At 58.2% G+C, this 21,573-nt stretch carries 23 protein-coding genes; 6 read left to right on the forward strand and 17 right to left on the reverse strand.

The features are described from left to right. Positions 1-53: 53 nt before the first annotated feature. The 3 genes from mnmL (at position 54) to EL361_RS14670 (ending at position 2,091) form a co-directional block, all read left to right on the forward strand. Complete coding sequence (mnmL, locus tag EL361_RS14660) at positions 54-1,013, forward strand: tRNA modification radical SAM protein MnmL/YtqA (RefSeq protein ID WP_126380697.1); 960 nt, start codon at positions 54-56, stop codon at positions 1,011-1,013. Positions 1,014-1,063: 50 nt separating this feature from the next. Beyond that, positions 1,064-1,546 carry a methylated-DNA--[protein]-cysteine S-methyltransferase gene (locus tag EL361_RS14665; protein WP_126380698.1) on the forward strand — a complete coding sequence of 161 codons (483 nt, stop codon included), beginning with the start codon at positions 1,064-1,066 and terminating at the stop codon, positions 1,544-1,546. Between the two features lie 80 nt (positions 1,547-1,626). Then, positions 1,627-2,091, forward strand: coding sequence for a hypothetical protein (locus tag EL361_RS14670; RefSeq protein ID WP_126380699.1), 465 nt, complete (start codon positions 1,627-1,629; stop codon positions 2,089-2,091). A 33-nt stretch (positions 2,092-2,124) separates the two neighbouring features. On the opposite strand, the gene EL361_RS14675 is transcribed toward EL361_RS14670, so the two are convergent. Further along, complete coding sequence (locus EL361_RS14675; protein WP_126380700.1) at positions 2,125-2,520, reverse strand: rhodanese-like domain-containing protein; 396 nt, start codon at positions 2,518-2,520, stop codon at positions 2,125-2,127. A 178-nt stretch (positions 2,521-2,698) separates the two neighbouring features. On the opposite strand from EL361_RS14675, the gene satP reads away from it, so the two are divergent. Further along, positions 2,699-3,250: an acetate uptake transporter gene (satP, locus tag EL361_RS14680; RefSeq protein WP_126380701.1), complete on the forward strand. Its 552-nt coding sequence runs from the start codon at positions 2,699-2,701 to the stop codon at positions 3,248-3,250. Between the two features lie 47 nt (positions 3,251-3,297). Here satP and EL361_RS14685 read toward each other — a convergent pair whose 3' ends face one another. From EL361_RS14685 to tyrS, 4 genes are all read right to left on the reverse strand, one after another. After that, a complete protein-coding gene (locus tag EL361_RS14685; protein ID WP_126380702.1) occupies positions 3,298-3,594 on the reverse strand; it encodes a hypothetical protein in 297 nt (98 codons plus the stop codon). Between the two features lie 21 nt (positions 3,595-3,615). Further along, complete coding sequence (locus EL361_RS14690; protein WP_126380703.1) at positions 3,616-4,077, reverse strand: cereblon family protein; 462 nt, start codon at positions 4,075-4,077, stop codon at positions 3,616-3,618. Between the two features lie 106 nt (positions 4,078-4,183). Then, entirely contained in the window at positions 4,184-5,029 is an 846-nt protein-coding gene (locus EL361_RS14695; RefSeq protein ID WP_126380704.1) for a 4-hydroxybenzoate octaprenyltransferase, read from the reverse strand. Between the two features lie 231 nt (positions 5,030-5,260). Beyond that, entirely contained in the window at positions 5,261-6,517 is a 1,257-nt protein-coding gene (gene tyrS, locus EL361_RS14700; RefSeq protein ID WP_126380705.1) for a tyrosine--tRNA ligase, read from the reverse strand. Positions 6,518-6,924: 407 nt separating this feature from the next. Here tyrS and EL361_RS14705 point away from each other — a divergent pair, with 407 nt between their 5' ends. Beyond that, positions 6,925-7,734, forward strand: coding sequence for a class I SAM-dependent methyltransferase (locus EL361_RS14705; protein WP_172961777.1), 810 nt, complete (start codon positions 6,925-6,927; stop codon positions 7,732-7,734). Between the two features lie 85 nt (positions 7,735-7,819). Here EL361_RS14705 and EL361_RS14710 read toward each other — a convergent pair whose 3' ends face one another. The 7 genes from EL361_RS14710 to EL361_RS14735 all read right to left on the reverse strand — a co-directional run bounded on the left by EL361_RS14710 (position 7,820) and on the right by EL361_RS14735 (position 17,726). Continuing rightward, complete coding sequence (locus EL361_RS14710) at positions 7,820-10,897, reverse strand: AIR synthase-related protein (RefSeq protein ID WP_126380707.1); 3,078 nt, start codon at positions 10,895-10,897, stop codon at positions 7,820-7,822. Between the two features lie 160 nt (positions 10,898-11,057). Then, positions 11,058-13,562 carry an HDOD domain-containing protein gene (locus EL361_RS14715; RefSeq protein ID WP_126380708.1) on the reverse strand — a complete coding sequence of 835 codons (2,505 nt, stop codon included), beginning with the start codon at positions 13,560-13,562 and terminating at the stop codon, positions 11,058-11,060. Positions 13,563-13,580: 18 nt separating this feature from the next. Beyond that, positions 13,581-14,546 carry a polyprenyl synthetase family protein gene (locus tag EL361_RS14720; RefSeq protein ID WP_126380709.1) on the reverse strand — a complete coding sequence of 322 codons (966 nt, stop codon included), beginning with the start codon at positions 14,544-14,546 and terminating at the stop codon, positions 13,581-13,583. 57 nt (positions 14,547-14,603) lie between these two features. Further along, positions 14,604-15,398, reverse strand: a complete 795-nt coding sequence (locus EL361_RS14725; RefSeq protein ID WP_126380710.1) for a 1,4-dihydroxy-6-naphtoate synthase — start codon at positions 15,396-15,398, stop codon at positions 14,604-14,606. Between the two features lie 84 nt (positions 15,399-15,482). Continuing rightward, on the reverse strand, positions 15,483-16,169 hold the full coding sequence (gene mqnB, locus EL361_RS14730; protein ID WP_126380711.1) for a futalosine hydrolase: 687 nt from the start codon (positions 16,167-16,169) through the stop codon (positions 15,483-15,485). Between the two features lie 2 nt (positions 16,170-16,171). After that, complete coding sequence (locus EL361_RS17130) at positions 16,172-16,312, reverse strand: hypothetical protein (RefSeq protein WP_172961778.1); 141 nt, start codon at positions 16,310-16,312, stop codon at positions 16,172-16,174. Positions 16,313-16,406: 94 nt separating this feature from the next. Then, entirely contained in the window at positions 16,407-17,726 is a 1,320-nt protein-coding gene (locus tag EL361_RS14735) for a nucleotide sugar dehydrogenase (RefSeq protein WP_126380712.1), read from the reverse strand. A gap of 77 nt (positions 17,727-17,803) precedes the next feature. Between EL361_RS14735 and EL361_RS14740 the strand changes: the two genes are divergently transcribed. Next, a complete protein-coding gene (locus EL361_RS14740; protein WP_126380713.1) occupies positions 17,804-18,001 on the forward strand; it encodes a DUF2065 domain-containing protein in 198 nt (65 codons plus the stop codon). Between the two features lie 3 nt (positions 18,002-18,004). Here EL361_RS14740 and EL361_RS14750 read toward each other — a convergent pair whose 3' ends face one another. The 5 genes from EL361_RS14750 to EL361_RS17135 form a co-directional block, all read right to left on the reverse strand. Next, positions 18,005-19,222 (reverse strand): ubiquinone/menaquinone biosynthesis methyltransferase, encoded by a 1,218-nt coding sequence (locus tag EL361_RS14750; RefSeq protein WP_232034802.1) that lies wholly within the window; start codon positions 19,220-19,222, stop codon positions 18,005-18,007. Positions 19,223-19,242: 20 nt separating this feature from the next. After that, entirely contained in the window at positions 19,243-19,428 is a 186-nt protein-coding gene (locus EL361_RS14755; RefSeq protein ID WP_126380714.1) for a hypothetical protein, read from the reverse strand. 227 nt (positions 19,429-19,655) lie between these two features. Next, positions 19,656-20,885 carry a hypothetical protein gene (locus tag EL361_RS14760; RefSeq protein WP_126380715.1) on the reverse strand — a complete coding sequence of 410 codons (1,230 nt, stop codon included), beginning with the start codon at positions 20,883-20,885 and terminating at the stop codon, positions 19,656-19,658. Between the two features lie 75 nt (positions 20,886-20,960). Continuing rightward, positions 20,961-21,362: a cytochrome c3 family protein gene (locus EL361_RS14765; RefSeq protein ID WP_126380716.1), complete on the reverse strand. Its 402-nt coding sequence runs from the start codon at positions 21,360-21,362 to the stop codon at positions 20,961-20,963. Further along, on the reverse strand, positions 21,362-21,535 hold the full coding sequence (locus EL361_RS17135; protein WP_172961779.1) for a hypothetical protein: 174 nt from the start codon (positions 21,533-21,535) through the stop codon (positions 21,362-21,364). The genes EL361_RS14765 and EL361_RS17135 overlap by 1 nt, the downstream gene beginning before the upstream one ends. Positions 21,536-21,573 lie beyond the last annotated feature (38 nt).

The following is a 21,573-nucleotide window of genomic DNA, read 5'->3' on the forward strand; positions in this document are numbered from 1 at the left end:
AGCCTTTGGGGCAAGCATCTGCCCGAAACCATTTAAAATCCTAGGATACCGGATTGTTCAGGCATTATTCACTTTCCACCTACTTTCGCCAACGGTTTGGATGCAAGGTCAGCAAGGTGCCTCTGGATGCGGGCGCAACCTGCCCGAATCGTGATGGAACCCTGTCCAGCCGTGGGTGTTCATTTTGTAATGAGCATGGCTCGGGAACTGGTTTGTTTGGTCGTGGAGTAGATATGGAAGGGCAATGGGAATCGTGGACTGTTCCTCTGCGTGAAACACGCAGCCCGTTCCTGGCGTACCTGCAAGCATTCTCAAATACATATTGTTCACCAGGGCAGTTGAAAGATGTTTTGGAGCGGATTGCCATTCTGCCCGATTCCGTGGGAGTGGCCATCGGTACCCGGCCTGACTGTCTGGATTCCGAGAAACTTGATATTCTGGCTGCCCTTGATGTGCAGGAATTGTGGCTGGACCTGGGGCTGCAGTCGTCCGACAACGCTATTTTGAAACAGGCCAACAGGGGCCATAGTGCCGAGGATTTCGCTCGTACCGTCGAACAGGCTGCCGGACGGGGGATCAAGGTCTGTGCGCACCTCATTGCCGGTCTCCCCGGAGATGATGACGATGGTTTTGCAGCCAGCGTGGACTTTGTCAGCGCCTTGCCCATTGCCGGGATTAAATTTCATAATCTGTATATATGTAATGGGACGCCCCTTGAGGCTGAATTTCTCCATGGCAACTACAAACCGATGGGTTTTGAGGATTATCTCTGCCTGCTGACTCGGGTTTTGCCAAGACTTCGTCCCGATGTGGTGGTGCATCGCATGGCTTCTGATCCAGCCTATGGCGAACTTGTGGCTCCAGAGTGGGCCCTGCGCAAGCAGGAAATCCTGAATCGACTGACCAAGGCCATGCTCGAGGCAGATATCTGGCAGGGCAAGACCGCAGGAGCCGAGTCCGGGATCCCTGCCTGGTACTCTGCCAAGGCCCCCTTGCCGCCAAGCCTGACCTGAGTCTATATTGTCCCGGTCGCATTTGATGCGGCCCAAGACAAGGAGACCGGATGCGAATTCCCAACATGATTGAGTTGATCGTTGCCGACCCGCTGGCCCTGGAGCTGGCTTGGGACAACGGGGTGCTGTTGGGCACCAAAATTTTATGGTCCCAGGGACGGATACCCACGGGTATGACAGCTGCCGCGAAGATGCTGCGGGACGCCTTGGTACGTTATGTGGCGGGTGACCGTATGGACTGGCCGCGCGTGCCCATGGCCTATCATGAGCAGCCCGAGTTTACGGCCAAGGTGTTGAAGGCTTTGCAATTGGAGGTCGGTTATGGCCAGACCGTGAGCTATGGCGAACTGGCTGCCATGGCAGGGTCGCCCGGTGCTGCGCGTGCCGTGGGCCGGATCATGGCCACCAATCCCTGGCCGCTCATCGTGCCCTGTCATCGTGTCGTGGGAAGCGACGGTGCCCTGACCGGCTACTCCGCCGAGGGCGGGCTGGATATGAAGAAATATCTGCTGGAATTGGAAGGATCGATGTAGACTTTCCTGATAATATAGGTATTTACCTTGTATCGCATTTATGATACTTCCTCCCGGATATATTCCTTGGGAGGAAAATTATGAAACTGAGAATTCTGTTTGCATTTATTCTTGCCGTTGCGATTTCCGGGTGTGCGACCATGCCCAGAAGTGAGCATTACGTCATCCATGAAGAGCGTCCTGCCGTTGAGTTAAAGGAAGATGCTGGAACCGTGGTTTTCTTTCGCGAAAACAATTTTATCGGGGCCGCAGTCAGTTACTACGTGAATGATGACACGGAAAAGATCGGTCTGTTGCGTAAGGGTAGTTATTTCATCTATTACGCGACGCCTGGATTGCATACGTTCTGGTCGGAGACCGAAGCCAAGGATGTGATCTCTCTGAATGTGGAAGCCAAGAAGAATTATTTTGTTATCGGCGATGTCGATATGGGCATGTGGTGCGGACGTCCGGATTTGGAGCAAGCATCCGAAGACATGTTCCTTAAGGTCCAAGATGAGTTGAAGTTTACGACCTTGAGTGAAAAGGGGAAAGCCCACGAGTAAGGCTTGATCAATTGAAGATCATGAGGCGGAGCGTTACGGCGCTTCGCCTTTTTTTGTGCGCCCGCCGAGCAAGGCATAGGCACTGGAGCCCCAGGTCAGGTTGGACACGTTCTCATAGCCCGCCTTTTTGAGTTGCCAGGCTGCCACTGGTGAGCGATGCCCTGTCATGCAGATCAGGACGATTTCGGCGTCTTTGGGGATACCCAGTTCTACAGCCGATGGCGGTGGAAAGGGCACGTTGATGGCGCCTGGAATGTGGAACCACGCATATTCCAAGGGGCTGCGCACATCCAGCATCACGGGGGCGGTGTCCAGGGCGATGCGCTTTCTGAGTTCCCAGGGCGGCATCTGGCGGATGCCGAACAGCGGCATGGCAAGGTCCCATAAGGCCCAGAGGGCGATGATCATAATCAGGATTTTCCAATTCATACGAGTTCCTTGTGAGTAGAGAGTTCTCACCAGTCTATCTCAAAGTCGGCGGGATGGGGAGTAACAGAGTGGTATGAAAACCACGGCTAGAGATAGTTGCGCCCGAAGCTGTTTTCGAGTAGCTGATTGTGCGCTCAATCAATGAGTGACACACCCACGCACAAGGAGATCAACAACAATGAACCAGACATACGCCAATCCTGCCCCGTTGGGACTCATGGGTTTCGGGATGACCACCATCCTGCTCAATATTCATAATGCAGGCTTTTTCCCCATCAGCGCCATGGTGCTGGCCATGGGGCTGTTTTACGGAGGCATTGCCCAGGTCATTGCCGGGATTATGGAATTCAAGAAGGGTAATACCTTCGGTGTGACGGCCTTTACCTCCTACGGACTGTTCTGGCTGACATTGGTCGCCCTGATCGTCATGCCCAAGATGGGCCTGGCCGAAGCCACTCCGCATGGCTATATGGGTTGTTACCTGGTGCTGTGGGGTCTGTTCACCCTGTTCATGTTTGTGGGTACCTTGAAGGGTGGCCGCGTGCTCAGATTCATCTTTGCATCGTTGACCGTGCTCTTTTTCCTGCTGGCGGCACGGGATTTCACCGGCAATGAGACCATCGGCATGATTGCCGGATGGGAAGGGATGCTGTGTGGAGCCTCGGCCTTTTATCTGGCTATGGCCGAGGTCCTTGAAGAGCAGTTCGGGCGTACTATCCTGCCCATGTAGCACTTCAATATCAGGCTACGGGCTCGCGGCGAGCGAGCCCGTGGCCATTACATTCCCCGTAGTGCCAGCCGGGCGGTTTCCCCGCCGTCCTCGGCAGCTACGGAATCCGAAGAGCCTCCGTCGATATAGGCACGATCCCAAAGACTCATGTCCGCATAGAATTCCAGGGCATCGCGCAGGCTCTCGTTGCGCTGTCGGCTGAGCTCGATTTCCTGAAAGAGTATCGGTAGGGCCTCGATGAGAATCCGCCCGGCGACCTTGTCTCCCTTGGGCAACATGTTCGCCAGGTCCTTGGCGTCTTTTTTGACGTCGTTGAACAATTGTTCCGTGAGATGTTCTTCCATGCGGTCCTCCTGAACAGGGGGTCAGTCGCTATTATTGTCTTCTTCAATCAAGTGGGCCAGGATCAGTCCACTGAATCCGTTACCCGAGGGCGGGCGAAAGCTCCAGCCCATCAGTGCATTACATGAACGGCAGACCTGGATTTGCCATGAATGCCCTGGGAACCAGGTGAACTCCCAGGAAGGGGCTCCTTCATGGGAGCATCCCGGAGCTTGAGAAAAGCAGCCCAGTTCGTAGAGGTATCCCGCCGGGTTGGCAAAGACATGACGATGTTTACCGCTGACGTTGATGCGTGTGTCGTCTGTGGTGATCATTGTCCGGCATCCACGGCACAGAAGTTTGCGCCCTTTGCCTGGTCGATCAGCTTCGCGGTCTGCCTGTTTGGCTTTTTCTGCCTCATCGGGTTTCTCGCGCAACAGCCATAGCGGAAATACGGGCTGAGGATGCTCAGGCGGACGCTCGGTGCTGGCTGTTGACTGGTTCATGAGGTTCTCCACTTTTGCCACCATACGACAGGCCGGGCCAAAACAAAAGAACCCGCCTCACGGCGGGTTCTTTTGTTTGAAAAAGGGGTGTCGGGTTCAGTGGACTTTAGAACCAAAGCCCCATGAGCACGCCCAGAAAGAGTGAGACGCCAATCACACCATTGACGGTGAAAAAGGCCATGTTGACCCGGCTCATGTCGTCGGCGGAGATCAGGGAATGCTCCCAGATGAGCGCAATGGCCACGGGTGCCCAGACGATCCAGTAGCCCCAGCCCAGACCCGCATTGGCTCCGGCCAGTCCGAAAAAGATGGCTGTGCAGATGTGGCAGAAGGTGGACAGGGCCAGTGCCGTGGGGATGCCCAGGTTGGCAGGCATGGAGTTTAGCCCCTGCTCGCGGTCAAATTCGGCATCCTGGCAGGCATAGAGGATGTCGAAGCCTGCCACCCAGAAGGTGACACCGAAGAAGAACAGGGCTGCGGTGACCGTGAACTCGGGGGTTACGCCCAGCCAGGAGGCCACGGGAGCCAGGCCCAGCACCGAGCCCAGCACGAAATGGCAAAGCGGGGTGAAGCGCTTGGTATAGCTGTAGAATGCCCCCACCAGCAGCGGAATGGGTGAAAGCGCAAGGCACAGCCAGTTTAGACCAGCGCAGGCCAGGATGAAGATCAGGCCCGTGATGAACAGGAAGATCTTGGCATCGCGGGTGGAGATTTCGCCGGTGACCAGAGGTCGGTCCTTGGTGCGCGGGTTGAGGCTGTCGAATTCAAGATCCGCCAGACGGTTGAAGGTCATAGCGTAGGTTCGAATGGCCACCATGGCTACGGTGATCAGCACGAAGGGCACCAGCCCGGGCCAGCCGCCCGCAGCCAGCACCATGCCGATGTAGGCAAAGGGCAGGGCGAACACCGAGTGTTCGATCTTGATCATCCGGCAGAGTGCGCCAAGTTTCATGATGGGTCTCCCTTTATGGTCCATGACCGGGGGCGTAACTCCGGTCAATTCATCTTTTTGATTCGCCTCAAGGCTGCTCAAAAGGGTGCGGGTGCATCTTGTCTTGGTCAAAGCGGTTCAAAACGGGTCGGATGCAAGGCATAAGGCGGCGTCAGGATCGAAGCGTATCATGCAATACGTGAGATTCTGACGCCGTAGCCGTAACGCAGCAGACGCGCTCTTTTCAGCGGCCTAGTCCAGAGTGACAAGCCCCCAGTGCTTTTTCCCCTTCTTGATCAGCAGCACCTCCCCATGCAGGAAGTCTTCCGGCGTGGGGGTGGTGGTGGGGTCCTTGATTTGTTCCATGTTCACACGCACGGCTCCGGCAGCGATGTCCTTGCGGGCCTGGCCTTTGGATTTGACTAGCTCCAGATCCGCGATGATCTGCGGCAGGGGCGGGATGTCGTTGGCCGGGTACGAGACGTTGGGGGCGGAATCCAGGGCTGCGCGCAGGGTCTTGGCGTCCACGGTGGTCACATCGCCCGAACCGAACAGCACGGCCACGGCGTTCTGGACTTTGGCCAATTCCTCGGGGCCGTGGAACAGGGCGGTCATTTCCTCGGCCAGGGCTTTCTGGGCCTCGCGCAGGTGCGGGGCTTCCTCCAGCTGCTTTTCCAGGGCTTCGATCTCTTCAATGGTCTTGAAGGTGAAGACCTTGAGCAGCTTGACCACATCGCGGTCGTCCACGTTGATCCAGTACTGGTACATGTCCCAGACGGATGTCAGCTCGGGGTCGAGGTAGATGGCGCCCTTCTCGGACTTGCCGAACTTTGCGCCAGAGGCCGTGGTCAGAAGCGGGAAGGTCACGGCAAAGGCCTGGCCTTGGGATTTCTTGCGCACCAGCTCGGTACCGGCAGTGATGTTGCCCCACTGGTCGGAACCACCGATCTGCAAGCGGCAGTCGTATTCGCGGTAGAGATGGTCGAAATCCATGGCCTGCAGGATCTGGTAGCTGAATTCGGTGAACGAGATGCCCACTTCGTCGCGCTCGATGCGCTGGCGTACGGATTCCTTGGCCATCATGCTGTTCACCGTGAAGTTCTTGCCGATATCGCGCAAAAATTCGATCACGCTCATCTCGCGGGTCCAGTCGTAGTTGTTGACGACCTTGGTATCGTCTCCGAACAGGGCGTGGACCTGGGAGCGGATGTTGGCGATGTTGCCCTCGATGGCGTCGAAGTCAAGAAGCTGGCGTTCCACGTCCTTGCCGGAGGGGTCGCCGATGCGGCCGGTGGCTCCGCCCATGAGCACGATGGGATCATGCCCGGCGCGTTTGAAGCGCAGGAGCGCGAGCATGGGCACCATGTTGCCGATGTGCAGGCTCTTGGCCGTGGGGTCGAAGCCGCAGTACAGGGTGCGGCCCGGGGTCTCGAAATGCTTTTTCAGTTCGGCTTCGTCGGTGGCCTGGTAGACCAGGCCGCGCCATTTGAGTTCGTCGATGATATTCACGAAAGCTTCCTCTCGTTTGTCGCCCCATGGGGACGGATTATTCGTATGAAATGCAAGGAGTGAAGGGGGACACTGATCATGCCCGACGCTGGTCCCGGTAAGGTGCGCCGGGCTAGCGATACAGGCTTTGCGTGAACAACCGGCTGAGCGCGGTGACACAGTCTTTGGGGGATAAGGTTCCCGTAGCGATCATGAGATGTCTCCTTGTGCGGCGCGGGGCCGAAGGAGGTTTGTAGCTTCCGGCGCGGCGGGAGTCAAATACGCCGGTACAGATTTGTGGTGTTCTACAAAGGGAGAACGCCAATGGTGCTCTTTGTGCTGACGTGGCGGTCACGCTGAGCATTCGGGTTGACAACTCGTGTGGTAAAGAGCAATTGATAATGAAAGTCATTTCAGGGGAAGGTGCCATGAATAACGAGAAGTTACGCGAGACATGGGACGGAATTGCGGAGCACCATGCCGCACGCAAGAGAAGCAGCTCTCAGGATTTAGTTTCAACGCTTTATGAGAAAAGCTGGTGGAAACATATCGAGCCGCTGCTTGCCCACATTATCGGGGGGCGGATTCTAGAGGCCGGGTGCGGTGTTGGGCGATGGGTGGACAAATTGGCGCCCATGGGTTTCGAGATGGTGCTTTCGGACTTTTCCCCGAATATGCTGCAAAAGGCTCGGGAATCCGTGGAAGAGAACGGGCATGCGGACCGCGTGACTTTCGAGGTTGCGGATATTTGTGATCTGGGGTGCCTGGAGAGTGATAGTTTCCACATGGCAGTGGCCACTGGCGAGCCGGTGACGCTGTGCGGAAATGCTCCGCAGGCCATCAGCGAATTGTGTCGTGTGGTTCGCCCCGGAGGGTATGTGTTGTGCGATGCGTCAAATCGATACCGCCAGGCCTACGACTTGTTTCGCGAGGGCTCTTCAGAGTCAGTTCTGCAAGTTCTTGAAACCGGGAAGTATGTGAACAGCAAAGGGCTGACTGTGCATCTGCTTGGACCGGATGAACTGGCCGCCGTTTTCAAGGAACAAGGCATGGAATTACTCACCGTGGCCGGGATAACCCCCCTGTTTACATTCCCTCCGAGCCAGGAGTTGAAGAATGCCGTGCAGGACCCGGAGGTATATCAGATGTTGGAGGCAGTTGACGAAAAATTTGCGCAGGATTCCGGGCTGGTCCACCTGAGTAGCCGATTGATTGCCGTTGCCCGCAAGTCCGAGTGATGGCGATAGCTTTAGCCCGGATGGGGTCATAATGAAAAAAGGGGGAACTTTGTACAAAGTTCCCCCTTTTTGTTTCTAGCGATGATTATTCAAAGGTGATGCACTCGTCGCGGCCTGCGGCACCCACGGAGCAGAACTCGCCGCCCGTGCCACCGTTCTCCATGCCCGGGCCTTCGGTGCCGAAGGGGGCTTTCCAGGCGCTGGTCAGGGTGTCCACGTGCTCGTTGATGAGCGGTTGGCCGTCCTTCTGCACAACCAGATTGCCGTCACCAGTAACTTCGCCGATCAATGCGAAGTGCTGACCCTTGAACGCAGCCTCGAAGGCGTTGCGGTTTTCGGGGCGCACGGTGACGAGCAGGCGGCTGTTGGACTCGGAGTACAGCAGGTCGGTGACTTCCATGTCGTCCGGGCAGGTGGGAACCTTGGCCAGATCGATGGCAGCACCCAGGCGTCCGCCGATGCACATCTCGGCCACGGCCACACCCAGTCCGCCGTCGGACAGGTCGTGGGCAGCGCTGACAAGGCTGTCCTGCATGGTGGCGTGCAATGTGATGTAACGTTCACGTGCGGACACGGCGTCCACCTGCGGCACATCGAAGAACGGGGCCTTGAACAGCTCGGACAGTTCACTGCCGCCCATCTCGGGCTTGGTCAGACCAAGGATGTAGACAAGGTCGCCGGACTGCTTGAAGTCCGAGGTCACGCACTTGTTGACGTCCTCGATGACGCTCATGGCCGAGAACAGCACCGTGGGCGGAATGGAGATCTTGGTGCCGCCACCGGTGTAGTCGTTCTTCATGGAATCCTTGCCGGAGATGCAGGGCACGCCGAAGGCCTGGCAGTAATGGGCCAGGGCCTGGTTGGCGCGCACCAGCTGAGCAAGCTTGTAGTGCCCGTCAGGGGTCTTTTCGCTTTGGACCGGATCGCACCAGCAGAAGTTGTCCGTGCCTGCCATGTGACGCGGGTTGCCACCCGTGGCCACGGCGTTGCGGATGGCTTCGTCAATGGCCGAGGCCATCATCCAGTAGGTATCCAGCTTGGAGAACTTGGGGCAGATGCCGTGGGAGACCACAATGCCGCGGTCCTTGCCCAACACGGGGCGCAGGGCACCTGCGTCGGCAGGACCGTCGTTCTTCACGCCAGTCAGAGGCTTGACCGCGCTGCCACCCTGGACCTCGTGGTCGTACTGGCGGACCACATATTCCTTGGAGCAGATGTTCAGGCGGCCCAGCATCTTCTTGAGCAGATCACCCTGATTGGTGACAAACAGGGGCATGTAGGGCTCTTCGACATCCTGGAGTTCCCAGACGGCCTTGAGTTCCATCTGCGGAACGCCGTCGTGCAGGAAGTCCATGGACAGGCAGGCCACAGGCTTGTCGCCGTAGGTGACGTGGAAGTTGCCGGAGTCGGTGAACTCGCCCAGGATGGAGGATTCCACGTCCATTTCCTCGGACAGGGCCATGAACTCGGCAAGCTTGTCCTGAGGTACGGCCATGGTCATGCGTTCCTGAGCTTCGGAGAGCAGGATTTCCCAAGGGCGCAGACCGTCGTATTTGAGCGGTGCCTTGGAGATATCCAGCTTGCAGCCACCGGAGAACTCGGCCATTTCACCCACGGAGGAAGAAAGGCCACCGGCGCCGTTGTCGGTGATGGCGTTATACAAGCCCATGTCCCGGGCGCGCATCAGGAAATCATACATTTTGCGCTGGGTGATGGGGTCACCAATCTGGACAGCCGTGGCGGGTGAGCCTTCGTGCAATTCTTCGGAAGAGAAGGTCGCACCGTGGATGCCGTCCTTGCCGATACGACCACCGCACATGACGATGGCGTCGCCGGGCAGGGCGCTTTTCTCATGGCTGGGCTGGCCGTTCAACGTGGCGGGCATCAGGCCGATGGTCCCGCAGAAGACCAGGGGTTTGCCCAGGTACTGCTCGTGAAAGACGATGGAACCGTTGACCGTGGGGATGCCGGACTTATTGCCGCCATGTTCCACACCCTCGCGCACACCTTCCAGTACGCGGCGGGGATGCAACAGGCGCGGGGGTAGTGCCTCGGTCCAGAAGGGCGAGGCAAAACAGAAGACATCGGTGTTGCAGACAAGGTTTGCACCCATACCCGTGCCCATGGGGTCACGGTTGACGCCAACGATGCCAGTCAGGGCTCCGCCGTAAGGGTCCAGAGCCGAAGGGCTGTTGTGGGTCTCGACCTTGATGCACACGGAATAGTCTTCGTCGAACTTGATGACGCCTGCATTATCCTTGAACACAGAGAGACAGAAATCGTCTTCGCCACGCTCTTCGCGGATGCGTTTGGTGCTGTCCACGATATAGGTGCCGAATAGACTGTCGATCTCCGTGCGCTGACCGGTTTCCTTGTTCTCGTAGTCGATTTTGGAACTGAAAATCTTGTGCTTGCAGTGCTCGGACCAGGTCTGGGCCAGAGCCTCCAGCTCGGCATCGGTGGGGGCGGCGGGCAGACCCATGGCAGCACGGCTCTCGCGCACGGCAGGATCGCGATAATACTCGCGGATCATGCACATTTCCTTGAGTGACAGGGCCAGGGTGTTCTCGCGAGAGAAGGCAACCAGCTCATCGTCACTCATGGCTTCCATGTCGATGGTCAGGACCTCGTCAATGGCCTCACCGGTGACCTGAGCGGCCTTGGCTTCGAAGCCCGGAGTCGCAGCCCACTCGGCAGCGCTCTTGATTTCGTAGCGTTGGATGAGTTCGTTGGCGAGGTAGTCATGGGCAATGCGCTGGACTTCCTCGGCACTCAGATCGCCCGAGAGCAGATACTGGGTGGAGGTGAACACGGCCATATGCTCGGCCTCGGTCTTGGACAGGCCCAGAACCAGAGCGACACTTTCCTTGGCGGTACGACCTTCGTTGTCGGTCACGCCGGGGCGGAAGCCCACTTCTATGATCCAGTCGAAGCCGCTGGCGATGGGCTCCAGCGAAGCGTCGTGCAGGACCGGATCGTGCAGGGCAGCGGTCTCAAGGATGGTTTTGAATCCGTCGTCGTCCACACCCTGGATGGTGAAGACCTTGACGATTCTGCACTGATCAACCGCCACGCCCAAAGCGTGGCAGGCGCCGCGCGCCACGCGTGCGCCAACGTTGTCTGTGACGTGCTCCTTGAGCCCCAGTTCGATTCGCCGCAACATGCTGTCTGACTCCTACAATGGTGGTGTTTGGCGGATGCCGCAAAAAGGAAACGGCGCAGCCGCGCCGGGGGCGACTGTACCGCACAAAATTCAAAATACAAAGCCTGTCGGGCTCCGAAAAAAAAACCAAGGAATGCCGGGAGGGTGACCGGCTGTGCTTCTATTCCCCGGCTTCTACAATCTGGTCGCCCCCGCGTGACTTGGCGGCATACGCCGCATGGTCCGCGCGTTTCAGGAGCATTTCGGGGCTTTCGCCTTCTTCGAGCAATGCCAGCCCCAGGCTGATGCGTACCTCGCCCTTCAAGTTGTCATCGATGGATTTCTTGATGCGCTGGGCAAGGACCTGCAAACCGCCGTCGCCAACGTCCGTGGCAATGACGGCAAATTCGTCGCCGCCGTAGCGACAGGGGAAGTCCGTGCCCTGGCGGCCCTTGTCACGGATGGCTTCGGCCACATCCCTGAGAACCTGATCTCCGGCCTGATGTCCAAGGCGGTCATTGATCTCCTTGAATCCGTCCAGATCGAAAAAGATCAGTCCCATGGGTCGGGAAGTGCGCTGCGATCGGCGGGCTTCACGGTTCAGCAGGGCATGGAACTGGTAGTGATTATACAGATCGGTCAGGCCGTCATAGATGGCCTGGCGCTTGAGTTTTTCTTCGAGGCGACGCACGGCGGTCAGGTCGCGCCCGACCACGAGGTAGGTCGGGGTGTCGGGACGGTTGCCCCTGAGCAGCGAGATCATCAGCTCCATGGATTTGAAGCTGCCGTCCCTGAGTTGCATGATGACTTCCACCGCGCCCTCGGTCGAGGCCAACATTGCCGGGGCCCAGGAACCACTGAAGGCGCCTACGGGCTTGGCTATGGTGAACAGATTGCGTCCGATCAGCAGATGGGAGAGACGCGGGGATGCAAAGGTGATGCGGCCGCTGGCGTCCACGGTCATGACCAGATCCTGCATGGATTCCACCAGCTGCTCCATGAACTCGCCGTGCTTGAGGGCCTGTACCTCCAGCTCCGAGACCTCTGTAATGTCTTCGGCCAGGAAAAGGATGCTCGTATCCCCGGCGCCGCCCTCCTTGTGGGCGGAGAGGTACATGCAGCGGTGGGTGTCCAGTCCCTCATTGTTGGGCAGGCACAGAATCTTGCTGTAGACATCCTTGCTGTCATTGCCCAGGAAGAGTCGCCATTCGGTGTCTGCACCGATGATGTCCAGCAGAGCCATGCAGTCCAGGATGTCCCGGCCTTTGGGGTTTTCCGGTTTGCCAAGAAATTCGTAGAAGGTGTTGTTGCACTCCACGATGCGGCCGCGCATGTCCAGCCGGGCCACGCCCACAGGCAATGCGTCCAGGGTGCGGGCCTTGGATTCCATCACGGCATGGCGCAGGCAGTACTGTTCGTAGGCCCGTGAAAGGAAGCGGATGTAAAGCGCAAGCTCCTGGAGTGTTTCCTGCGACAAGCCAGCGCAGCGTGCTCGCAATTCGCCCCATTTTTCGCCTGAGGCAATGAGCAGGAAACGGCTCTTGGTGAGTGTCCAGGGCAGATCGATGTCCAATTCGGCCGTAGCCCGGTCCTCAATGCCACCGTCCTTGTCCGGGGCGATCAGCGTCCAGGACTCATCCAGGGGCGAGCGCAGGGTCAGCTCCCAATTCTCCACATCAAAATTCCAGCGCAGGTGGCGGGCAATGACGCGAGCCAGTGATTTGGGGCCACCTGCGACGGTATTGATTTCCATGCTTTGGAAATACAGGTTTTGCATGGCCTGAACCGAGTGCTCGTACAGCCGCTGGATGGGATCGGCTTCTGCCAGGTCCAGGATCGCGAGCATAGAGCGGAACCGGTGCAGGCAGGTCAGGCGGAGCTCCTCGATCTCCTCGGAGGAAACGCCAAGCTTGCGCTTCATGAGGATTTCGAACTGGACGAGCAGGACGGGGTCCCTGTCGCAACCATTGACCAGTTCCGACCATTGCGTGGCCAGAATGACGGCCTGGGTCATGGGCTGGTAGTTGTCCAGATGCTCTACATCGTGATGATTGGTGATGCATTCGTTGCCCAGGTCAGGAATGCTCCATTCCTCCAGGGCTCGCACCGTCAGTTCGGGGTGGCTCATGCCCCAGGCTTTGCGCTCGATGTCGAGTTGCTCGGGCTTCAGGCACATCAGTGAATCCTGCCTGAGCAGTTCGGGAACTTCCTCGGGCGCAGCGCGGCTCATGAGCAGCAGGGAAAGATCCTTGAGCAGGGTGTTGAGATAGGCTTGATCCGTCAACTCCGGGCAGAGTCGCTCTGCGATGAGTTCGGCTGCAATGGCCGACCAGACCACCAGTCGCCAGTTGGAAAACGCATCCTCGGCGTTTTCCTTGTGATCGGCTTTGCTGTCCTTCACAAAGGACACGGACAGGGCGATCTTCAGGATTTCCTTGGTGCCCAGGACAACGGCGGCGCGTTGCAGGGTGATGACTTTCTGGGTCAGACCGTAGAATGGAGAGTTGACCAGATTCAGGACCGCTGCCGACATCACAGGGTCCATGCCGATGACCTTGGCGATGTCGGAAAAATCGGGATTGGGCTTGACGAGTTCGCGCAAGAGCTGCGCCATGACAGGGGGGAAGGCCTGTTCCAGTCCCTTTCTCACGGAACGCAGGATTGTCTTTCCGGTGGTGTCTGCCATGATGCGTCCTGTACCGGGTTATTTTGCCCGGGAGATCACGAAGTCCAGAATGGAGTCCATGATACTTTTTTCCTGGGTATCGGGGAAGGCGTCCAGCGCCTTGCGAGCCTTGTCTGCATAATGTTTGGCGGCGTCTCGGGTCGCCTCGGCGTGTCCGCCGTCAACCACTTCACCTGTGATGCGTTGGATATCCTCATCCGTGAAGGAGTCTGCGACAAGCTGATCCAGCAGTTCGGTGCGCTCTTTTTCATCGAGGGTCGCCAGGTACGTGATCAGCGGCAGGGTCATCTTGCCTTCTCGCAGGTCACCGCCCGAGGGCTTACCCATCACATCCGAGGGCGAGACGTAGTCAAGGGCGTCATCCACCAGTTGGAAGGCGATGCCCAAATTCAGGCCATAGGCGTGGGCTGCCTGCTCCATTTCGGGGCCTTTGCCCGAGAGGATGGCGCCGCATTCAGCAGCGGCCTGGAAAAGATACGCAGTTTTGCCCGTGATGATGTCCATGTAATCATCGCGGGAGAGATCGACATTTCGCACATTGGCAATCTCTTTCACCTCACCCGTGGCCGTGAGCATGATGGCCTCGGACAGGACCGAGGTCAGCCGGGGGATGCCGTAGTCTGCCACCAGGCGATTGGCCAGGGCCAGCAGCACGTCTCCGGCCAGGATGGTGCTGCCCTTGCCAAAGGTCAGGTGCGCGGCTTCCTGGCCGCGCCTCAGCTCGGCGTCGTCCAGGATATCGTCGTGCAGCAGGGTGGCGGAATGCAGCAGTTCCAGCGAGCAGGCCAGAGGATACAGGTCGGCTTCGGTCTCGAGGGCGTGCGCGGTGAGCAGGGCCAACAGCGGCCGTAGGCGTTTGCCGCCAGCCCCGAGGACGTGTTTCACCGCGGGCTGCACAACGCCGTCCAGCTTGTTGGCCTCGGCTTCGAGAAAGGCGTTGATGCGAGGCAGTTCGCCTTCAAGGTATTTCAAGATGTCGTTCATGAGTTTTCGTATCCGGTTTCAACCCGATAAAGCAAGGGATTCGCCGTCCTTCGGGTGCTACGGGTTTTGCGTGATGGTTCTGAGCCTGTCAAGGGCCAATACGCCCATGGGCCCCATATCGAGGCTCATATCAGTTACATAGGCCTTGATATGGGCGTTGAGCGTTGCGTTGTCCAATTCCTGGGCCAGGGCTCGGATGAGTGGCCAGATTGGTGCACTGTCCTTACGGGCCAGTTCCAGGCTGGCCCGGAGAGTTTGAGCCACGCCCTGACGAAGGGACTCCGGCAGGGAGCGGCGAACGGCGATGACTCCTAGCGGCATGGGAGTGCCCGCACCCTGTTCGGCCCACCAGGCGCCCAGGTCCAGCCGTAGCTCAAGGCCGTAGCGATCATAGACCAGGGCTGTTTCGTGAATCAGCAGGCCCGCATCCACTTTTCCGTTGGCGACCGCATCCACGATATTCGAAAAAAGCATGGGCACCGGGCTGAAGTCGTGACCCAGGGCGGCACGGAGCACGGCAAAGGCTGTGGTTTTGAGGCCAGGTACGGCAATGGTTGCCGGGCGCTGGGGGCCATCAGGGCGAACCACGAGCTTAGGGCCGACTCCGGCTCCGAAGGCCGAGCCGGTCGGCAGAATTTCGTAGTGTTCTTCCAGTTCCAGAGCTGTGGCCGCACTCATCTTGATCACGTCGAACCGTTGCCTTTCGGCGGCTCGGTTCAATTCCTCGACATCCGCCCAGGCAAAGCGCGCAGGTCTGCCCGTCCTGTCCGGGGTCAGGCCAAGGATCCATGCCCCGAAGATGAATGTGTCATTGGGACACGGGGAGATGGCGACGGTTAGTGGTGCATTCACGATATGTCCTTGATGGAAGGAAAGTTGGGAGCCGGTAATCTACGGGAAGAGGTCATGCCCTGTCCAGAGCGTCCGGCCCTTTGTTCAGGCCTCGAAGAGTTCGGAGATGGCTGTGGCGAGGGTTGCCAGTGCACCAGCCAGATCCCAATGATCCTTGTCGCGGGAACCGACGACATTGGAGATGGACCGGGCTTCCAGGAATGGGAGATCGGCGTGCAGACATCCCAGTGCCAGGGCAAAGCCTTCCATGTTTTCCATGGCAGGCTGGTAGCGCTGTTGCAGGTTGCGGGCATGGTTCTCGGTGCCGGTTGCAGCGGATACGGTCAGGCTCGCTCCAAGGGGCCAATCACTGGGCAGATGAAGTCCCATGGCCTGGGCTGCGTTGGTCGGGGTCAGAGGGATACAGTCATGGATTGGCCCCTGGGGTGTGCTTGCCAGGGGAAATCCGATGCCTTTGGGGTCGATTCCCTGCTCCGTGCGCAGCCCGTATTCAGGCCAGGTTTCCGTATTGGCGATGAGCATGGAGCCCAGGGGATGCAGGGCGAGGTCAAAGCTTCCGGCCACCCCCAGGTTCAGGATGCCTGTCGGGCGTTCCACTCCCAGCATTCGCCCTAGGCACAGGGCCGCATTCACAGGGCCGACTCCGGTCACGGCGACCAGAACAGACTTCCCGGCAATGATCGTCTGCCGCCAGTGTCCCTGTGCGGGGGCCTCGAAACCGGGCAGGGCGGCGCAGAATTCCTTGGCTGTGGCAAAGAAAAGGGCCAGCATGGCTAGTCCTTGACCAGAGTCACAAGCAGATGCCCGCAGGGCAACAGCTCTTTGCCGATCTGCGATGCGCCGTGATGCTCGGCAAGGATGTCGATCTTGAACATCGAAGCTCCATCTACCTCTGCCTCCAGCTTACCACCCATGGGCAAGTTCTTGAGGTGTGAACTCACCTCGCGGAAACCCAGTCAGCATTCGCGCCAGCAGTTGATGCGGGGGATGTCGGACATATGTCGATTCCTACAGGCGCCAGTAGTCTACGCCGTTTGCGGTCAGCGCCGGGCCATCGAAAAAGCCCTTGATGTCCATGACCACTGCCTTTGACGGGTGGGAAAATACTTGGGCCAGACCGTCGCCGGAAAGGTCAATCTCCCGGTATTGGTCGTGGCTTACAGCCAGGATCAGGCCGTCCAGATTGGACATCTGATCCAAAGGGGTCAGTTCGATATCGTATTCGTGTATGGCTTCCTCGGGGTCGGCCATGGGGTCATTGACCAGCACCTCGACACCGTACTCCTGCAACTCGGCGATCACATCGACGACTTTGGTGTTGCGCAGGTCAGGGACGTTTTCCTTGAAGGTCAGTCCGAGCACTCCCACCCGGGCCCCTTTGATCAGGCATTCCTTGGAGATGAGTTTCTTGACGGCCGTCTCTGCCACGAATTTGCCCATGGAGTCGTTGATGCTGCGCCCGGCCAGGATGACCTGGGGGTGGAAGCCCATGGCCTCGGCCTTGAAGGTCAGATAGTAGGGGTCGACGCCGATGCAGTGCCCACCCACAAGCCCCGGGCGGAAGGGCAGGAAATTCCATTTGGTGCCAGCCGCTTCGAGAACTTCCAGGGTGTCGATTTCCATGCGGTCGAAGATCAGGGCCAGTTCATTCATCAGGGCGATATTCAGATCGCGCTGGGTGTTCTCGATGACCTTGGCCGCTTCGGCAACCTTGATGCTGGTCACACGATGCACACCGGCAGTGACGATGGTCTTGTACACTTCGCACAGCAGGTCGGCAGTGGCATCGTCCTGCCCGGCCACGACCTTGACGATGGTCTGCAGGGTGTGGACCTTGTCTCCGGGATTGATGCGCTCGGGGGAGTAGCCCACGAAGAAGTCATGACCGCAGGTCAACCCTGAGCGTTCTTCCAGAATGGGGATGCAGATCTCTTCGGTCAGTCCGGGATACACAGTGGATTCGTATACCACGACGGTGTCAGGAGCCAGATTGCTGCCCACGGTGGCAGAGGCTGAGCGCACGGGGCGCAGGTCCGGGCTGCGAAATTTGTCGATGGGCGTGGGCACGGCGACGATGACCAGTCCCGCGCGTTTCAGGTCTGCAGGATTGCAGGAGTATTCCACCGTGGTGGCCTTCAGAGCCTCGTCATTCACTTCGCCGGTGCGGTCATAGCAGGTGTTCAGTTCCTGGACGCGCTGGGCTGAGATATCGAATCCGATGACCGAGAAATGCTCGGACAGGGCAACGGCCAGGGGCAGTCCGACATAACCTAGTCCGACAACGGCAATGGGCCTACTTTTTGAAGTGAGATCGTTGAAGGTGATCATGCGTCAATATACTCCTGCTGCCATGCTGATCGTTGCCGGGGGTGGACAGTGTACCACGCACCGGGTACGAGGGTCGCATGCAGTTTGATTGGCATTATTTTCTGGCAGCTCTGGGGCTTGCCTTTGTTCTTGAAGGTGTCGCGTATTTTCTTGGGGCCAACCAGATGCACGCGATGCTGAAGCTCCTGGCAGAGCGGTCTCCCATGGAACTTCGTCTGCTCGGTGGCGTGGCAATCGTTGCCGGACTGTTTCTGGTCTGGCTGGCCCGTCTGTAATTCCTATTTTTTCTTGTCTTTTGCCGCGGATTTCTTGGCGGCAGCCTTCTTTGGCTTTGGCGTAGCCTTTTTTGCCGTGGACTTCTTCGGGGTTGCCTTGGGCGAAGAAGTCTTGTCTGCCGCGGCTGTCTTTTTCTTGGTTTCCGTCTTGTTCGTCGTTTTTTTGGCTGTTGACGTCTTGGTGGCAGCCGTCTTTTTTGGGGCAGCCTTTTCCTTTGGCGATTTCTTGGCGGCAGTCTTCTTGGCTGGCGTCTTTTGGGTTGCGACCTTGGCCGGAGCTTTTTTCTTCTTGGCCTGCTTCACGCTCTGCACCGCTTTGTCCATGGCCTGCAAGCCAGCCTCGAGATTGGCTGCCCGGCGGGTGATGGTCTGTCCGGCCTGCGGGGCAGGGGCCGCTTCGGTTGCGCTTTTGGCTGCGGCCTTTGGGGTAACAGTCTTTTTGGTTTTGGCCGGAGCGGGTGATGGTTTGGACTTGGGCGGAGCGCCGACAACGAATGTATCACCCTCGAAGATGCGGCGTTCGGCCACATGGATGTTGACGATACCCGAAAGGATTGCCTCGTGGCTGACGTTGACGAAACCGGCGTCGCGCAACTCGTCTTCCAGGGCCGTGGCCGTGGGGAAGTCGGCGATGGTGTCGGCCAGATACTGGTAGGCCTGCCTGTCGCCGGAGATGATGCGGCCAGCCAGGGGCAGCAGCGTATTCAGATAGAAATTGTAGATGCCTTTCCAGATGGGACGGCTGGATGAGCCGAATTCCAGTATGGCCAGGCGGCCACCCGGAGCAAGAGTACGCAGAATCTCGGCGTAGGCTTCACTTCGGGGACGGATATTGCGGATGCCAAAGGCAATGGTCACTGCATCGACGGATTTGTCAGGCAGAGGCAGGAGGCGTCCATCGGCCAGCACGGGCTGGACATCGTATTTGAACGATTCGAGCTTGGGCTTGCCCTGTTCCAGCATGGGCAGGGAGAAGTCCATGGCCAGGATGCGTGCCTCGGGATAGCGGCGTTTGAGCTCGCAGGTGACGTCCATGGTCCCGGCGGCCAGATCCAGAAAGCGTCCTGTGGGGCCAGGGCGTACCGTCTTGACCAGCTTGCGTCGCCACAGAATGTCCATGCCCAAGCTCAGGAAATGGTTCAGGAAATCGTACCAGCCGGAAATGCGTCCAAACATGCCGGAGACTCGCCCGGCCTGTTCTCTGGGGTCGTTTTTCATCATTGTTGAGTACTTTGCTGGGGTCAGTCGTTTGTAGTGGTGTCGGTGTCCGTCTCGCAGGCAGAATCGGTACTGATGGTCGTCAGAACTTCATTATAAATGCTTGAGAAGAATTCAGGAAAATTGCTGGGTGAAATGCGGCCAATCTCAATGAACTTGACCGTGATTTCCTTGGCGACCTGCAGCGCATGCTTTTTCATCGTATCCAAGGAAGCCTCCAACTTGTTTGCGTTCAAGGGAAAACCCGCCCGGGGGGAAACGGCCTAGACCACCGCGATCTGGCTTGCCGGGCGGGAAAAGGAAAAAACCCGAAAGGCCACTCCCATTTTTGGGGCTTGTAGCATGGGCAGGAGTGGGAGTCGAGCCGCAGCCTTCAACGATGAAGGGCCCATGGCATGTGCCACGGGCCCTTGAAATTCAATGGTCGGGAAGAGCGTTAGTCGTTGCCGCCAAGCAGGGCTGCGATTTCTTCGCGAATGACTTTGGCAGCGGCGGCTGCGATTTCCTTGTCCATGTCCGCCATGATTTCGGCTTTGATTTCAGCCTTGAGGGCATCCATATCGATGTCGGCTGCGGGGGCGGCTGCTTCTGGAGCAGCGCCGGGCATGCGGCCTTCCATTTCGGAAATCATGTCACTCAGGCGACCTTGCAGGTCGTCGGTCACCGTCCGTTCCACTCGCTCCAGTCGGGCGATCAATTCTTCCAGAGCCTGCTGGGGCAGTACGGCCGGAGGACCGTCCATCACCATTTGAGCTGGTTCTTGCGCTGGGGCAGGGGTGGGTTCCACCGCAGCCTCTGGAGTCGCGTCAGAGGTGCTGTCTTCATCGTCCAGTCCGAGGTCGTCCAGATCGTCCAATCCATCAATGGCGGCGTCCAGATCATCCAGACCATCCAGGTCTCCGTCCAGATCCGGGAAGGCGTCTTCTTCGCTGACTGCGGTTTCGCCTTCGGGGTCGCTTGGCTCCTCGACGATAGCCTGGGCGAAATCCTCGGCGGCGCTATCAGTGGCGGGAGTGTCATCGCCCAGCAGATCATCCAGATCATCCAGATTCAGATCATCGTCGTCTGCCCCGGCAGCAGGCTCAGCAGCAGTCTCGGGCTCAGGATCATCACCCAAAAGATCGTCGAGATCGTCAAGGTTCAGATCGTCGTCGTCCGCTTCGGGTTCAGCCGTCGCATCAGAGTCGTCGTCGCCCAAAAGGTCGTCGAGGTCATCGAGATTCAGGTCGTCATCGTTCTCAGCAGCAGGCTCAGCAACAGTCTCGGGCTCAGGATCATCACCCAGAAGGTCGTCGAGATCGTCAAGGTTCAGATCGTCATCTGCCGAGGTGTCGGTAGCAGCTTCTGTGGCTGGAGCCGCACCTACGTCGTTACCCAGCAGATCGTCCAGGTCGGACAGATCGCCCAGATCGTCGTCGTCATCGGAGTCGCCATCCAAAGCGTTCAGCTCTTCATCCAGGCTGGAGAGGTCGATGTCGTCGTCATCGCCGCCTGCGGCGTCGTCACCGGACTCATCTTCGTCTTCGGAGAAGAGTTCCTCGAGTTCCTGCTCGAAACTGATATCCACGTCATCGTCGTTGTCCTCACCACCTTCGGTAAGGTCGCCTTTCTTGATGATGTCAGTCAGTTCAAGGATTTCCTCGGTGTTGGCGTCGTCGGGGACCATCGCTCACCTCGGCGGTTGACGTTCTGGGAGAAAGAAAAAATGGGGCCGCTTAAGCGGCCCCTTGATGCCGTGTGCTTACTCAGGATGGCAAGCAGACTTCTTGCAGCCAGCCAGCTGCTTCTTCAGAGCCTTGTCCTTACCAGCGGTCTTGGCGTGGCAGGAGAGGCAGGAATCAGTGGCTTTGGCCTTCTTGTTGTGCATGGCCAGGTAGTAGCTGTGCACGCTCTTGTCTTTCTTGTCGAGATTGTCGTGACAACCGGCGTCAGAACACTTTTTGACAGCAGCAGCGCCGTCCCAGGTGTGGTGACAGGCCTTACAGTCAGCGCTCGTGTGAGTGGAATGGTTGAAAGCAACGGGCTTCTTGGTGTGAGCCATCTTCAGGCCGTCAGCCGGCGCATCAGCGGCGTTTACGGCAGGCAGCGCGCAGAAACAAACAAGGGCAGCGCAAACCAGACCCAGGGACAGAAATTTCTTCATCACAGATACTCCTCCTCAAAAGGTATTGATAAAGTATTCACATAGGTTTCAGTATTGCACGCCGGGCCCCATGTCAAGATGTCGCCTTGTTTGTCGAACGCTTGAACCATGCCGTTTAGCGAGGTTTTTTGTTCATTTTTCAGGGCGAATCGGGTGCTGGCATCCAATTCCATGAAAAATCTAGCAAAAAGTGCACCGATTATCTCTTTTG

The sequence above is a fragment of the Desulfovibrio ferrophilus genome, assembly GCF_003966735.1.
GTDB classification, from domain to species: domain Bacteria; phylum Desulfobacterota; class Desulfovibrionia; order Desulfovibrionales; family Desulfovibrionaceae; genus Desulfovibrio_Q; species Desulfovibrio_Q ferrophilus.

Excerpts from the sequence above, each read along its gene's own strand:
- EL361_RS14665 (WP_126380698.1), top strand. The coding sequence starts at position 1,064 with ATGCGAATTCCCAACATGATTGAGTTGATCGTTGCCGACCCGCTGGCC.
- EL361_RS14670 (WP_126380699.1), top strand. The coding sequence starts at position 1,627 with ATGAAACTGAGAATTCTGTTTGCATTTATTCTTGCCGTTGCGATTTCC.
- EL361_RS14675 (WP_126380700.1), bottom strand. The coding sequence starts at position 2,520 with ATGAATTGGAAAATCCTGATTATGATCATCGCCCTCTGGGCCTTATGG.
- satP (WP_126380701.1), top strand. The coding sequence starts at position 2,699 with ATGAACCAGACATACGCCAATCCTGCCCCGTTGGGACTCATGGGTTTC.
- EL361_RS14685 (WP_126380702.1), bottom strand. The coding sequence starts at position 3,594 with ATGGAAGAACATCTCACGGAACAATTGTTCAACGACGTCAAAAAAGAC.
- EL361_RS14690 (WP_126380703.1), bottom strand. The coding sequence starts at position 4,077 with ATGAACCAGTCAACAGCCAGCACCGAGCGTCCGCCTGAGCATCCTCAG.
- EL361_RS14695 (WP_126380704.1), bottom strand. The coding sequence starts at position 5,029 with ATGAAACTTGGCGCACTCTGCCGGATGATCAAGATCGAACACTCGGTG.
- EL361_RS14705 (WP_172961777.1), top strand. The coding sequence starts at position 6,925 with ATGAATAACGAGAAGTTACGCGAGACATGGGACGGAATTGCGGAGCAC.
- EL361_RS14710 (WP_126380707.1), bottom strand. The coding sequence starts at position 10,897 with ATGTTGCGGCGAATCGAACTGGGGCTCAAGGAGCACGTCACAGACAAC.
- EL361_RS14715 (WP_126380708.1), bottom strand. The coding sequence starts at position 13,562 with ATGGCAGACACCACCGGAAAGACAATCCTGCGTTCCGTGAGAAAGGGA.
- EL361_RS14720 (WP_126380709.1), bottom strand. The coding sequence starts at position 14,546 with ATGAACGACATCTTGAAATACCTTGAAGGCGAACTGCCTCGCATCAAC.
- mqnB (WP_126380711.1), bottom strand. The coding sequence starts at position 16,169 with ATGCTGGCCCTTTTCTTTGCCACAGCCAAGGAATTCTGCGCCGCCCTG.
- EL361_RS17130 (WP_172961778.1), bottom strand. The coding sequence starts at position 16,312 with ATGGGTGGTAAGCTGGAGGCAGAGGTAGATGGAGCTTCGATGTTCAAG.
- EL361_RS14735 (WP_126380712.1), bottom strand. The coding sequence starts at position 17,726 with ATGATCACCTTCAACGATCTCACTTCAAAAAGTAGGCCCATTGCCGTT.
- EL361_RS14740 (WP_126380713.1), top strand. The coding sequence starts at position 17,804 with ATGCAGTTTGATTGGCATTATTTTCTGGCAGCTCTGGGGCTTGCCTTT.
- EL361_RS14750 (WP_232034802.1), bottom strand. The coding sequence starts at position 19,222 with ATGATGAAAAACGACCCCAGAGAACAGGCCGGGCGAGTCTCCGGCATG.
- EL361_RS14760 (WP_126380715.1), bottom strand. The coding sequence starts at position 20,885 with ATGGTCCCCGACGACGCCAACACCGAGGAAATCCTTGAACTGACTGAC.
- EL361_RS14765 (WP_126380716.1), bottom strand. The coding sequence starts at position 21,362 with ATGAAGAAATTTCTGTCCCTGGGTCTGGTTTGCGCTGCCCTTGTTTGT.
- EL361_RS17135 (WP_172961779.1), bottom strand. The coding sequence starts at position 21,535 with ATGGAATTGGATGCCAGCACCCGATTCGCCCTGAAAAATGAACAAAAA.